Origin of the sequence: Luteimonas sp. MC1895 (assembly GCF_016457215.1) — a bacterium.
Taxonomy (GTDB): Bacteria; Pseudomonadota; Gammaproteobacteria; order Xanthomonadales; family Xanthomonadaceae; genus Luteimonas.
The window spans coordinates 377637-390251 of sequence record NZ_JAEMDY010000002.1; the positions used below are offsets into that span (position 1 = coordinate 377637).

The window sequence follows — 12615 nt, forward strand, 5'->3', positions numbered from 1 at the left end:
GGTGTTCGAACTCCTCGGCAATCCCCTGCTGGCGCTGGCGCTGGTGCTGCCGCGGGTCATCGGCGCCTTCCTGATGCTGCCGCTGATGACCAAGGAGACGGTGCCGCCGATGGTGCGCAACAGCTTCATGGTGAGCCTGGGGATCATGGTCCTGCCCGCCGCGATCGCGGGCACGCCGATGGACAACCTGGGCACGATCGAATGGCCGATGATCATCCTCAAGGAGGTCTTCATCGGCGTCGCCATCGGCTTCACCTTCGGCATCGTGTTCTGGGCGGTGTCGGCGGTGGGCGGCGTCATCGACACCCAGGTCGGCATGTCCATGGCGCAGATCTTCGATCCCATCCAGGGCCACCAGGTCACCCTGCACGGCGAGTTCCTGTCGCAGCTGGCGACCTGGCTGTTCATGGCCAGCGGCGCCTTCCTGGTGTTCATGGACATCCTGATGTCCAGCTATGCGCTGTGGCCGGTGACGTCCTACTTCCCCGACCTGCCCGCGGTGGGCATGAACCTGTTCGTCGGGCAGTTCAACTACATGATGACCACGGTGCTGGTGCTGGCGGCGCCGGTGATGGTGGTGCTGCTGATCATCGACCTGTCGTTCGGCCTGGTGAACCGCTACGCGCCGCAGCTCAACGTGTTCGCGCTGACCCTGCCGATCAAGGCCTGGCTGGCCACGGCGATGATCCTCATCCTGCTGGGCGTCTACGTCGAGATCCTGCTCGAGCGCCTGGGCAGCAACCGCCACCTGCTCGGCCTGCTGCGCCAGGCGCTGGGCTGATCACTCGCCGCGGCGGATGCCCTCGGCCCAGAACAGCACCTCGGCCACCGCGTCGAAGAACTCGTTGCCGATGTAGTCGTCGACCTCGACCTTCTCGTGCAGCCCGCGCGCCAGCGGGATGTTCTGCAGCACCGGCACGCCGGCCTCCTCGGCCACGCGCTTGATCTCCTCGGCTTCGGCGCCCTCGCCCTTGGCCACGACCACCGGCAGGTCGGTGACGCCGTCCTCGAACTGCAGCGCGACGGCGATGTGCGTTGGATTGGTCACCACGACGTTCGATCCCCTGACGGCATTGAGCATGTTCTGCTGCGACCACTCCTGGTGCAGCTGCTTGCGCCGCTGCTTCACGTAGGGGTCGCCCTCGTTTTCCTTGACCTCCTGCTTGATGTCGCGGCGGCTCATGCGCATCTGCTTCAGGAAGGAGAATTTCTGGTACCAGGCGTCCAGCACCGAGACGAAGAAGAACACGCCGATGGTCCAGATGCCGATCCTGAGCAGCCCGTGCCAGATCGCCGTGCCCATCGCCTCGGGCGGTGCGTGCGGCAGTGCCATCAGGCTGTGGCGCATGCCGTACAGCACCACGCCGCCGATGAAGATCAGCGCGACGCTCTTGAAGAACGCCTTGACCAGCTCGACCAGGTTGTCCATCGAGAACATCTTCTTGACGCCCTCGACCGGATTGAGCTTGGAGGCGTCGGGCACGAGCTTCTTCATGCTCGCCACCGGGCCGACCTGCAGGAACTCCACCACCACGCCGAGGAACAGCGCCAGCAGCAGCAGCGGCACGGTCAGCGCGACCAGGGTGTCGAAGGCCAGCCGGCCGAGGACCGGTGCGGCCTCGGCGAAGGGCAGGTGGATGCTGTCGAAGCTGGCGTCGAAAAGGTGCCTGAGCCGTCCCCACATGAAGTCGAGCAGCATCCAGCCGCCGACCAGCCAGCCGAGCACCAGCACGGTGCTGGTCAGCTCCTTGCTCTTGCTGACGTTGGCGTCCTTGCGCGCGTCGCGGAGCTTCTTGGCTGTCGGCTGCTCGGTCTTGTCGGCGCCCTGGTCCTTCGCCATCGCATCCCTCCGCGTCTAGGCGCTGGGACGCTAGCATGGGCATGCGCGGCGGTCATGGCCACCGGCGGCTGAACGGAGCGCGCGGACTAGGGTCGGCCCGAGGTGGCAGCGCCCGGCCACGGCGATACAGTCGCTCCATCGCCCGCAATCCCCCTGACATCCGCAGCGCATGAGCACCATCGGCCCCGATTCCCACCTCAGCCTCGCCTCCGGCCTCCACCGGATCGACGGGCCGCTCGACGACCTGCGTCGCCAGCAGGGCGGCGATGCGCACGAGGTCCAGGGCACCACGCCGACGGCCGAGGCGGAGGCCGCGCCCCGGGCGCTGGCCGATGCGGGAGAGCGGGTTCTCGCCGCCCCGGCCTGGGACACCGCCGGTGCCCGCATGCTGGCCGGCGACCTCGGCCTGGAAGGCCGGCTGGGTGCGCTGCCGCTGGCCCAGGCCGCCGAGGGCGCGGTCGACGCGGTCCTCGACGCCTTCGCCTGACGCCCATCCGCGTCGTCGAGCCGCGATAATGCCGCGGCCATGAGCGAACCCCTCCCGACCCCGGACGCCCTGCGCACCGCCGCCGACCGGCTGGTCTCGGCGCTGTCCGCGCACACCGATCCCGAGTACCGCCTGGCGGTACTCAAGCGGCTGGTGCGCCGGCTGGGCGAGGAGCAGTACCCGCTGTTCCTGCGCATCGTCGGCGTGGTGGCCGAGAGCGACGACGAGCGCGCCCAGCGGCTGCTCGCCGACACCTTCGGCACGGCCCTGCGGCGGATGGACCTGCCCGGCGGCGCGCTGAGCTCGTGGGGCGCGACCGGCCTGCCCGACCACGGGGCGCCGCTGGCCGCGAGCGCGCTGTCGGGACACTTCTTCGGCGCGACGCCGCGACGCATGCTGGGACCGGTGGAATACCTGGTGGTCTGGCACCTGCAGCGCACGCAGCGGACCGCGCTCTCCGCCGAAGGCTTCCAGGCGGCCCTGGCGCGGATGATCACCATGCTCAACCGCAGCGAGGATGCCCGCCTGCTCTATCCGCAGAAGCTGGCCGCCGACGCCCAGAACGAGCTCGAGGGCGCCTACACCCGGGCGACCCGCGAGCGGCTCGCCGCGATCGCCGCGGCCTGGGCCGCCGGCGAGTCACCGGAGCGCGTGGCCGCGGCCGCGGCCGATGCGCCGGCCACCACCGCCCACGGCTGGGTCCTCCGCGACCTGTGACCGGGTCGGCTTGCCGCGGGCAGGCGCCCGTGGCCAAGATGCCCCCTGCCTCCCGGGGAGGGGATGCGATGCCGATGCCACCAACCCTGCGGTCGCTGCTGGCCGCCATGGCGCTGGCCGGGCTGCTCGCGGCCTGCCGCCCGGTGACCCCGGTCGATGACGCGCAGGCGGACACCGACCTCAGCCGGCCCGCCCTGGCGGTGCAGGCGCTGACCCGGCACATGCGCAGCGGGGATTTCGCCGCCTTCGCCCGCGATGCCGTGCCACCGGCCCTCCACGGCCGCGTCGACCGCGCCTGGCGCGAGGGTCGCACGCGCTGGCCGCTGGACGAGCTGCCGTTCGCCGACCGGCTGCCCGAGGTGATGTCGGCGCTGGCCGCGCCTGATGCCGCGACGGCGCTGGTGGCCGGTTTCGACCGCCAGTTCGCGAGCGCGCCGCGCGAGATCCGCGCCGCCGCCGCGACGCTCGGCATGTTCGGTGTCCAGTACGTCGAGCACCAGGGCGATTTCAGCGAGGGGGAGCGCGACCACTACGCGCAGCTGGTGACCGCGGCGGCGCAGTGGGCGGCGCAGGCGCCGCTCGCCGACCGTGCCCTGGCGCACGCCGCGATCCCGCGCCTGGCCGCCGCCGCGCGCGCTGCCGGCCCGGCGACCGCCGAAGGCATCGCGGACGCCGGCATGGAGGCCTCGCTGCGCCGGATCGGCGCCTTCTCGCTCGAAGCGCGGTCGGTGCTGGCCGGCTATGGCCTGGACCTCGACGCCGCCTTCGACAGCGCCCAGGCCTCCCTGCAGGTCCAGCAGGGAGACCGCGCCAGCGTCCGCCTGCGCTACGAGCTGGCCGGCAGCCCGGTCGACACCGTACTGGACATGGAACGGATCGACGGGCGCTGGTATCTGTCGGACTACCTGCGCCATGCCCGCGAAGCCGCCGGGGACGACGCCGGGCGGCCCACGCCGGCGGACGCCCCCGAACCCGCCGCGCCGCCGCCCCAGGGACCCGTGGCCGCGCCGTGAGCAGGCGCGGCGCCGCGGGCGCGGGCCCCCCGTTGGGCATAATGCCGGGGATGCCCAACCAGCCCTCCCTGTTCGAATCCAGCGCCGCGGGTGCGCCCGGCGCCGACCACGCCGACGGCAACGCGTCCGCAGCTGACCTGCAGTCCACGGTGCCCGGCGCTGGCGGTCCGCGCCCGCGACGCAGCGCGACGCGCCACGCCGCCCCGTGGTGGGCACGCCTGGTGGGCCGCCTGCTCTCGCCGTGGATCGGCCTGAGCATCGAGCCGCAGGCGCCCGGCCAGGACATCGACGAGCGCCCGGTCTGCTACGTGCTCGAGGACTACGGCCTGTCCAACGCGCTGATCCTCGACCGCGCCTGCCGCGAGGCCGGCCTGCCGTCGCCCCTGGTGCCGCTGGCCAATGACCCGCTCGGCCGCCGGCGCGCCTATGTCGCGCTGTCGCGCCGCAACGCCGGCAGCGCGCTGGCGCTGGCCACCCAGATCGCCACCCAACGCCGGCCGGAGAAGAAGAAGAGCCACTCCGATTCGCTGGCCAAGCTGCTCCAGGCCCACCGCAGCGATCCGCTGCTGGACGTGCAGCTGGTGCCGGTGTCGATCTTCGTCGGCCGCGCGCCGGACAAGAACAGCGGCTGGTTCTCGGTGCTGTTCTCGGAGAACTGGGCCCTGGTGGGGCGGTTCCGGCGCCTGTTGGCCATCATGCTCAACGGCCGCGACACCCTGGTGCGCTTCGCGCCGCCGGTGGCGGTGCGTGCCATCGTCGCCGAAGGCCTGGAGCCCGAGCGCGAGGTGCGCAAGCTCTCGCGCCTGCTGCGCACCCACTTCAACCGCATCCGCGCCGCGGTCATCGGCCCCGACCTGTCGACCCGCCGCCTGCTGGTGGACAAGGTGCTGTCGTCCGGGCCGGTGCGCGAGGCCATCGCCGACCAGGCCCGGCGCGAGGGCGGCGACCCCGCCAAGGGCCAGGCCGAGGCCTGGAAGAAGGCCCACGGCTACGCCTACGAGATCGCCGCCGACTACGCGCATCCGGTGGTGCGCTCGGCCAGCTTCCTGCTGACCACGGTCTGGAACCGGATCTTCCGCGGCGTGCTGGTGCACCACCTCGACCAGCTCAAGGCGGTCGCGCCCGGCAACGAAATCGTCTACGTGCCCTGCCACCGCAGCCACATGGACTACCTGCTGCTGAGCTACCTGCTGTACACGCGCGGCATCGTGCCGCCGCACATCGCCGCCGGCATCAACCTCAACCTGCCGGTGATCGGCACCATCCTGCGCAAGGGCGGCGCGTTCTTCATCCGCCGCAGCTTCCGCGGCAACGCGCTGTATTCGGCGGTGTTCACCGAGTACGTGGCGCAGCTGGTCGCCGGCGGCTATTCGATCGAATACTTCATCGAAGGCGGGCGCTCGCGCACCGGCCGCCTGCTGCAGCCCAAGGGCGGGATGGTCGCGATGACGGTGCGCGGCTTCCTGCGCCAGCCGACGCGCCCGGTGCTGTTCCAGCCGGTGTACATCGGCTACGAGAAGCTGATGGAGGGCAACAGCTACCTCGACGAGCTCTCCGGCAAGCCCAAGGAGAAGGAGTCGATCTGGACGCTGCTGTGGGGCATCCCCAAGGTGCTGCGGCAGAACTACGGCCAGGTGGTGGTGAACTTCGGCGAGCCGATCGCGCTGGCCGACATGCTCGCCGAGCACGCCAGCGACTGGGACGGCCGGCCGCTGTCGGACGAGGACAAGCCCGCCTGGCTGTCGACCACCGTCGACGCCACCGCGCAGCGGATCCAGGAGCGGGTCAACAGCGCCGCCGACGTCAACCCGATCAACCTGATCGCGCTGGCCCTGCTGTCCACGCCCAAGCATGCGATGGGCGAGGCCGACCTGGTTGCGCAGATCGTGCTGTCGAAGAAGCTGCTGGCCGAAGTGCCCTACAGCGCGCTGGTCACCGTGACCCCGCATTCGCCGGCGCAGATCATCGCCCACGGCGAGGAGATCGGCGTGCTGCACCGCGTGGTGCATCCGCTGGGCGACGTGCTGCGCGTCGACGGCGACACCGCGGTGCTGCTGTCGTACTTCCGCAACAACGTGGTCCACCTGTTCACCGCGTCGGCGTGGATCGCCTGCTGCTTCCTGCACAACCGGCGGATGGCGCGCAACACCCTGCTGCGGATCGGCCGCGCGATGTATCCGTTCCTGCAGGGCGAGCTGTTCCTGCCCTGGGACGAGGACGGCTTCGCCTCGCGGATCGACGCCACCATCGAGCTGTTCATCCGCGAGGGCCTGCTCGAGCAGGTCAGCGGCGACGACGGCGGCATCCTGGCGCGCCACCCCGGGCAGTCGGACGAGGTCTTCCGGCTGCGCGCGATCGGGCATCCGCTGCAGCAGGCCTTCGAGCGCTACTACATCGCGATCTCGGTGCTGGCCAAGAACGGCTCGGGCACGCTCGGCGCCGGCGAGCTGGAGGGCCTGTGCCAGCTGGCGGCGCAGCGGCTGTCGCTGCTGTACGCGCCGGCCGCCCCGGAATTCTTCGACAAGACCCTGTTCCGCGGCTTCATCCAGAAGCTGCGCGAAATGGGCCTGGTGAAGCTGGACCAGAACAGCAAGCTGGCCTTCGACGAGCGCCTGGCCGGCTTCGCGCGCGACGCCAAGATCATCCTGGGCCGCGAGCTGCGGCATACGATCGAGAAGATCAGTCCGGAGGCGGCGCGCCCCGCTTCAGCGCCCGCGGACGCCACCCGGGGCTGAGCGCGGGACCAGGGGCTGGCGCACGGCTGCCGGCGGCGCCTCGGAATCGTAGAAGTTCGCTCGCTGGCTCTGGAGCAGCATGGGAAGGGGGCCGCCCAGGTCGGGGTCGGCCCACAGCTCTTCGTGGACGTAGATGCGGTCACCCGACCGCGACACCGGGATCCAGCGGCGCTCACGCGAGACCTGGGTCCCGGAGAACTGCCTTGCCACCATCACGCCGTTGACGATGTCCCAGCGCAGCGGGGTCGTGGTGGAGCCGGTTTCGGAGATGCTGACGTAGCTGCCCGTGCCAATGGCGTCGAGCACCAGGTAGAAGCCGTAGAACGGCGCGAAGTCGTACGCGGTCTGGCTGACGTCGAACCCCGACCGCCATGGCCCGGTCAGGACCCCCGGAGTGAACGAAAGGCTGCCGTCGCGCGCCGAGGCGAGGCTGTAGGCGACCTTGCTGCGCCCCCCGGGCAGCAGGTATTCGGCAAGGATCCCGACGCCTTTCAGGCCGTCGACGTGAAGCCGCGTCATGTCGACGGTTTCGCCATCGGAATAGCCCAGCGAGAGGCGGCCGTCAGCTCCCAGCGACCAGTTGAACGCCTGGCCGTCGTCGACCGTGCCGGTTCCATCCGCGGAGAAGGTGTGTATGCCGAAGTTCGCTGCGGTCAGAGAGCTTTCGGCTACGCCAGCACCGAAGATTTCCGGCCGGTGGATGGGCAGGGCATGCGCGCCCGGGAACTCAGAAGCAGGAAATGGCAGGCCCGGGAACCCGGGCGCATGGGCCTGCCTCGTCGCGTTCGTGACATAGCTCCGCTCGGTATAGGGCGGATCCGCAAGGATCTCGCGCTGGTGGTAGCGGGCCCCGACGACGTGCCGGCCGCTGCCCCCGTCCACCAGCCGGACAAGGTCGACGCGATCGATCAGGTGGATGAGGCGCACGAAGGTTCCGTCCCGGAACAGTTCGTATTCCTCGCGGCGTGGCGGCAGCAGCGTGGCGCGGGCTTCTCCGTCCACGAACGTCCAGTCGACGGCGGTCAGCGGCGCGGCCGTTGTATCAGCGTACTGCCCGCCACCATCGTCGTGCAGCGACACCCGCTCGGCGTAGACCACGCCGACCCGGATCGTTCCGGAGGCGCTGGACAAAATCATGGTCCAGTCGCCGACGAACGCGTCGCGCCCCGTCGGCGGAAGGACCTCTGGATCAGCCAGGATTTGCGCAACCGCCTCCTGGAGCGCTTGCGGATCGGAGGCCGCGACGTCGGCGACGAACTGCCGGTAGGCGTCGGTGTCGCTGATCAGTTCGAGCGTGTCGGCGATGCCTGGAGGCAGCGGGTATCCATGGCCGGCAACGAGGTCGATCGCGGCGGCCATCTGCAGCAGCACGTCACTGTCGATCGCCGCACGTGCATCGTCGAGCTGCTGTTCCCCGAGGATCGGCGCCCCGTTTCCGGCCAGCTGCAGGAGGTAGGCGAGCGACGTGGCCAGGCGCGTCACCTGCACCTGCGCGTTCTCGTCGCGCGACAGGATGGCGTCGGCCCCGGACTCCCCGCGCAGGCGCCCGAACGACCCGACGATACTGGCCAGCGCGACCTGCCCGCGGCGGCTCTGCAACCTGACCATGTCGTCGTCATAGCCCGCCATGGGCAGCACGTAGTCACCGGCTGCATTCGCCTGCGCCATGAACCGGAGCCGCCCGGAGACCGCGGACACCTGCGCATCCGCTCCTCCTTCCGTGACCCTGCCGGCCAGCGTCAGCTGGGCCGGAGCCACGTCCACCGTCACCGTCGCCAGGCCCACGCGGCGGCCGGTCTTGACCAGGTAGCGCAGCGTGTCGCGGCCGACGAATCCCGCCGTGGGCGTGTAGACGATCTCCCGGCCCTGCACGGTCGCCGTGCCATGGGCGGGCCGGGTCGCGATCCACATGACCGTGCGCGCGCTGACGCCCGGGTCGTTGGCCAGGACGTCGATCGCGACCGGACGGTCCCGCACGGCCCTGGCCGGGTCGGCAATCGCCCCATGGTCCGCGGCCAGGGCTGGTGCGGGGCCGCACAGGCCCAGGATGCAAATGGCAAGGCTGAGGCGAACACCCATGGCGACGGCTCCCGGACATGCGCCGCATGGCGACTGCCGGACATCGCGGCGCGCAGGCCCGGCTCCGTTGCCAACGCGCCGGGGCCACGCCAGCGGCCAGCGCAGGTGACGCCGGCTGGCCGGGGCGGCGGGCGACCGCTTGTGCGGGCCGGCGCTTAGGCCGGTTCGTCGGGAATCATCGCCGACTCCACGCGCTCCATGGCGTCCTTGAGCTGCAGCTTGCGCCGCTTCAGGCGCTTGACCATCAGCTCGTCGGCACCGGGATCGCGCTGCAGCCGCGCGACCGCGGCGTCGAGGTCGCGGTGTTCGGTCCGGAGCGCCTGCAGCCGCGCGCTCAGGCGCGCCTGCTCCGCTGGGTCGAAGCTGGGCATGCGGCGAGGGTACACGCTGTCGCGGGCGGCTAAAATACGCGCATGAGCATCGTCCTGCCTCTCGCCGAACCCGCGCCCCGCGCGCACCGCGCCTCGCACGAGGCGCAGCGCCTGGGCAAGCGGCTGCGCCACCAGGTCGGCCGGGCCATCGCCGACTTCGGCATGATCGAGGACGGCGACCGGGTGATGGTCTGCCTGTCCGGCGGCAAGGACAGCTACACCATGCTCGACGTGCTGCTGCAGCTGCAGAAGAAGGCGCCGGTGTCGTTCTCGCTGACCGCGGTGAACCTGGACCAGAAACAGCCGGGCTTCCCGGAGCACGTGCTGCCCGACTACCTGCGCTCGCTCGGCGTCGACTTCCACATCATCGAGCAGGACACCTATTCGGTCGTCTCGCGCGTGGTCCCCGAAGGCAAGACCATGTGCTCGCTGTGCTCGCGCCTGCGCCGCGGTGCGCTGTACACCTGGGCCGCCGAGCACGGCTACACCCGCATCGCGCTGGGCCACCACCGCGACGACATGGTGGCCACGTTCTTCCTCAACCTGTTCTTCCACGCCAAGCTCAGCGCGATGCCGCCGAAGCTGCTGTCCGATGACGGCCGCCACGTGGTCATCCGGCCGCTCGCCTACGTGCGCGAGGACGACATCGCCGACTATGCCGCGGCCAGGGCGTTCCCGATCATCCCCTGCAACCTCTGCGGCTCGCAGGAGAACCTGCAGCGCAAGCAGGTGCAGAGGATGATGCGCGAGTGGGAGCGCGAGACACCCGGGCGCATCGAGCAGATCGCCCGCGCGCTGGGCGACGTCCGGCCCTCGCAGCTCGCGGATCCGAAGCTCTTCGACTTCCTCGGCCTCGGCCATCGCGACGCGGCGGCGGTCGCCGACGCTCACGACTGGCTGGCCGGCGAGCCCCACGACGCGCCGCGCGCCGGCGACGCCGCCTGATGCCCGGCCCGGCAGCACACCCGCCCGCACGCGCGGGACGCCGCTGCGTCCGCGCATCGCGCACATGACCTGATCCGCGCGCCGTCCCACGCGCGCCTCCCATCCCGACCACAAGGCTTCCTCCCCCATGTTCTTCCGCAACCTGACCCTGTTCCGCTTTCCCGTCTCGCTCGACCTCGAAGGCCTCGAGGAGGCCCTGGCCACCCATCCGCTCAAGCCGGTCGGCCCGCTCGAGCTGTCCTCGCGCGGATTCGTGCCCGCGCTGGGCCGCGACTCCGAGGCCTACTCGCACCGCATCGGCGACGCCGCGTGGGTGGCGGTGGGCGGCGAGGACCGCCTGCTGCCGGCCGCGGTGGTCAACGACATGCTCGCGCGCAAGCTCGAGGAGGCCGAGGAGCGCGAAGGGCGCCGCCCCGGCGGCCGCGCGCGCAAGCGGATGAAGGACGAGCTCGTGCACGAGCTCCTGCCGCGCGCCTTCGTCCGTCCCTCGCGCACCGACGCCCTGCTCGACCTCAAGCACGGCCTGTGCATCGTCGACTCCTCCTCGCGCAAGAGCGCCGAGGCGGTGGTGTCGGCGCTGCGCCAAGCGCTGGGCAGCTTCCCCGCGCTGCCGGCCAATGCCGAAGTCGCGCCGCGCAGCGTGCTGACCGGCTGGATCGCCGGCGAGCCGCTGCCCGAAGGCCTGTCGCTTGGCGAGGAGTGCGAGCTCAAGGACGGCAACGACACCGGCGCGATCGTGAAGTGCCAGCGCCAGGACCTCGGCAGCGAGGAGATCACCCACCACCTCGAGGCCGGAAAGCAGGTCACGAAACTCGCGCTGGAGCTCGACGACCACGTGTCCTTCGTGCTCGGCGAAGACCTGGTGGTGCGCAAGCTGAAGTTCCTCGACGGCGCCGTCGACCAGCTCGAAGGCGGCGACCGCGACGACATGCGCGCCGAACTCGACGCGCGCTTCTCGCTGATGTCGGCCGAAGTGCGCAGGCTGTTCGAGATCCTGGAGCCGTCGCTGAAGCTGTCGCGCGTCGATGCCTGATCACTTGCGCATGGACATCGCGCTGTAGAATCGCCGCATGTCGTCCCTGCTCCGCCTGCTGCTCACGAAGTCCGAAGCGCCGGGCACCCGCAACATCACGCGCGACACCGTCGCGCTCGCCCTGGACGATGGCAGCGAGGTCGAGGTGGTGCGCGTGCGCGATCCGCGCGCGCGCCGGCTGCGCCTGTCGGTCGACGAACGCGGCGCGCGGCTGACGCTTCCGCCGCGCGCGAGCGCGGTGTCGGGCACGCGCTTCCTCGAACAGCACCGCGACTGGCTGGCCGCGCAGCTGCGCGCGCACGCCATCGACGACCTGGTGATGCCGCTCGAGCGCGGCGTGACCCCGGCGCTGCCGCTGCGCGGGGTGATGCAGCCGCTGCGCTGGGAGACCGGCCGCTTCGCGTGCGTGGTGCGCGACGACCACGGCCTGGTCTTCCGCCACACCGGACGCGGCGGCGACGCGGCCCTTCGGCGCGCGCTGCGCGATTTCTACGAGGGCGAGGCGCGTGCCGACATCGGCGCCTGGCTGCCGCGCTACCTGCCGACGCTGCCGCGCGCGCCGGCGCGCATCCGGCTCAAGGCGATGTCGTCGCAGTGGGGCTCGCTCGCGCCCGACGGCACGCTCGCGCTGGACCTGTCGCTGGTGCTCGGCCGGCCTTCGGCCTTCGAATACGTGCTGGTGCACGAGCTCTGCCACCTGCTGCACGCCGACCATTCGCTGGCATTCTGGGCCCAGGTCGAGGCGCGCTTCCCGCAGTGGCGCGACGAGCGCGACTGGTTCCGGATCCATGGCCGCCGGCTCAAGGCGATGCTGCGGCAGCTGTCCGGTCCGACAGCCTGAGGGCGTTGTACCGGTCAGGCACCTGCCACCGGGTTCGACCCCTATGCGCCATCCCACCCCCCTCCTGGTCCTGGCCGGCTTCGGGCTGCTGGCCGCGTCCGCCGGCTGCCATCGCGCCGCCGACGCCGCAACCGAGGTCGCGATCGAACGCGCCAGCGGACAGAAGGTGAGCGTCGATCGCGATGGCGAGCGCATGCGCATCGCGACCGCGGACGGCGACGTCACCATCGCGACCGGCGCCGGCATCGCGCTGCCGGCGGACTTTCCGGAGGACCTGTTCCTGCCGCCCAGCTACGGCGTCACCAGCGTGATGGACGTCGGCGGCGCGCGCCTGGTCAGCCTGGAGGCCGATGGCGCGGTGGGATCGATGTTCGAGACCGCACGCGCGGCCATGGCCGGCAAGGGCTGGTCGCAGACGCTGGCGATGCAGCAGGCCGACAGCGCGATGCTCGGCTTCAGCCATGGCCCGCGCGAGGCGACCTACACCTTCACCCGCCACGCCGGCGGACCGCTGCAGGTCGGCATCCAGCTGCGCGACACCTCCCGCCAGTAGC

12 protein-coding genes are annotated in these 12615 nt (G+C 71.2%); 9 read left to right on the forward strand and 3 right to left on the reverse strand.

Annotated elements, in window-relative coordinates; translation table 11 throughout:
• Window position 1: 1 nt before the first annotated feature.
• Window positions 2-781: a type III secretion system export apparatus subunit SctT gene (gene sctT / locus JG616_RS07365; RefSeq protein ID WP_199362547.1), complete on the forward strand. Its 780-nt coding sequence runs from the start codon at window positions 2-4 to the stop codon at window positions 779-781.
• Here the strand turns inward: sctT and sctU are convergent, their stop codons facing one another.
• The gene (gene sctU / locus JG616_RS07370) at window positions 782-1840 is read right to left on the reverse strand and encodes a type III secretion system export apparatus subunit SctU (RefSeq protein WP_199362548.1); all 1059 of its coding nucleotides are present in this window, start codon (window positions 1838-1840) and stop codon (window positions 782-784) included.
• Window positions 1841-2009: 169 nt separating this feature from the next.
• On the opposite strand from sctU, the gene JG616_RS07375 reads away from it, so the two are divergent.
• The 4 genes from JG616_RS07375 (at window position 2010) to plsB (ending at window position 6792) form a co-directional block, all read left to right on the forward strand.
• On the forward strand, window positions 2010-2327 hold the full coding sequence (locus JG616_RS07375) for a hypothetical protein (RefSeq protein ID WP_199362549.1): 318 nt from the start codon (window positions 2010-2012) through the stop codon (window positions 2325-2327).
• Window positions 2328-2366: 39 nt separating this feature from the next.
• Entirely contained in the window at window positions 2367-3044 is a 678-nt protein-coding gene (locus JG616_RS07380; RefSeq protein WP_199392164.1) for a hypothetical protein, read from the forward strand.
• A gap of 74 nt (window positions 3045-3118) precedes the next feature.
• A complete protein-coding gene (locus tag JG616_RS07385) occupies window positions 3119-4057 on the forward strand; it encodes a hypothetical protein (RefSeq protein ID WP_199392165.1) in 939 nt (312 codons plus the stop codon).
• A gap of 68 nt (window positions 4058-4125) precedes the next feature.
• Entirely contained in the window at window positions 4126-6792 is a 2667-nt protein-coding gene (gene plsB / locus JG616_RS07390) for a glycerol-3-phosphate 1-O-acyltransferase PlsB (RefSeq protein ID WP_235973049.1), read from the forward strand.
• On the opposite strand, the gene JG616_RS07395 is transcribed toward plsB, so the two are convergent.
• Window positions 6763-8871, reverse strand: coding sequence for an Ig-like domain-containing protein (locus tag JG616_RS07395; RefSeq protein WP_199392167.1), 2109 nt, complete (start codon window positions 8869-8871; stop codon window positions 6763-6765). The genes plsB and JG616_RS07395 overlap by 30 nt on opposite strands.
• A 155-nt stretch (window positions 8872-9026) precedes the next feature.
• Window positions 9027-9242: a YdcH family protein gene (locus JG616_RS07400; RefSeq protein ID WP_199362554.1), complete on the reverse strand. Its 216-nt coding sequence runs from the start codon at window positions 9240-9242 to the stop codon at window positions 9027-9029.
• A gap of 42 nt (window positions 9243-9284) precedes the next feature.
• Here JG616_RS07400 and ttcA point away from each other — a divergent pair, with 42 nt between their 5' ends.
• From ttcA to JG616_RS07420, 4 genes are all read left to right on the forward strand, one after another.
• A complete protein-coding gene (gene ttcA, locus JG616_RS07405) occupies window positions 9285-10187 on the forward strand; it encodes a tRNA 2-thiocytidine(32) synthetase TtcA (protein WP_199392168.1) in 903 nt (300 codons plus the stop codon).
• A 127-nt stretch (window positions 10188-10314) separates the two neighbouring features.
• Window positions 10315-11220 carry a recombination-associated protein RdgC gene (locus JG616_RS07410; RefSeq protein WP_199362556.1) on the forward strand — a complete coding sequence of 302 codons (906 nt, stop codon included), beginning with the start codon at window positions 10315-10317 and terminating at the stop codon, window positions 11218-11220.
• Window positions 11221-11257: 37 nt separating this feature from the next.
• Window positions 11258-12061 (forward strand): SprT family zinc-dependent metalloprotease, encoded by an 804-nt coding sequence (locus JG616_RS07415; protein ID WP_199392169.1) that lies wholly within the window; start codon window positions 11258-11260, stop codon window positions 12059-12061.
• Window positions 12062-12104: 43 nt separating this feature from the next.
• Window positions 12105-12614 (forward strand): hypothetical protein, encoded by a 510-nt coding sequence (locus JG616_RS07420; RefSeq protein ID WP_199392170.1) that lies wholly within the window; start codon window positions 12105-12107, stop codon window positions 12612-12614.
• Window position 12615 lies beyond the last annotated feature (1 nt).

Coding starts and splice junctions, on each gene's coding strand:
- sctU (WP_199362548.1), bottom strand. CDS start 1,840: ATGGCGAAGGACCAGGGCGCCGACAAGACCGAGCAGCCGACAGCCAAG.
- JG616_RS07375 (WP_199362549.1), top strand. CDS start 2,010: ATGAGCACCATCGGCCCCGATTCCCACCTCAGCCTCGCCTCCGGCCTC.
- JG616_RS07380 (WP_199392164.1), top strand. CDS start 2,367: ATGAGCGAACCCCTCCCGACCCCGGACGCCCTGCGCACCGCCGCCGAC.
- JG616_RS07385 (WP_199392165.1), top strand. CDS start 3,119: ATGCCACCAACCCTGCGGTCGCTGCTGGCCGCCATGGCGCTGGCCGGG.
- JG616_RS07395 (WP_199392167.1), bottom strand. CDS start 8,871: ATGGGTGTTCGCCTCAGCCTTGCCATTTGCATCCTGGGCCTGTGCGGC.
- JG616_RS07400 (WP_199362554.1), bottom strand. CDS start 9,242: ATGCCCAGCTTCGACCCAGCGGAGCAGGCGCGCCTGAGCGCGCGGCTG.
- ttcA (WP_199392168.1), top strand. CDS start 9,285: ATGAGCATCGTCCTGCCTCTCGCCGAACCCGCGCCCCGCGCGCACCGC.
- JG616_RS07410 (WP_199362556.1), top strand. CDS start 10,315: ATGTTCTTCCGCAACCTGACCCTGTTCCGCTTTCCCGTCTCGCTCGAC.
- JG616_RS07415 (WP_199392169.1), top strand. CDS start 11,258: ATGTCGTCCCTGCTCCGCCTGCTGCTCACGAAGTCCGAAGCGCCGGGC.
- JG616_RS07420 (WP_199392170.1), top strand. CDS start 12,105: ATGCGCCATCCCACCCCCCTCCTGGTCCTGGCCGGCTTCGGGCTGCTG.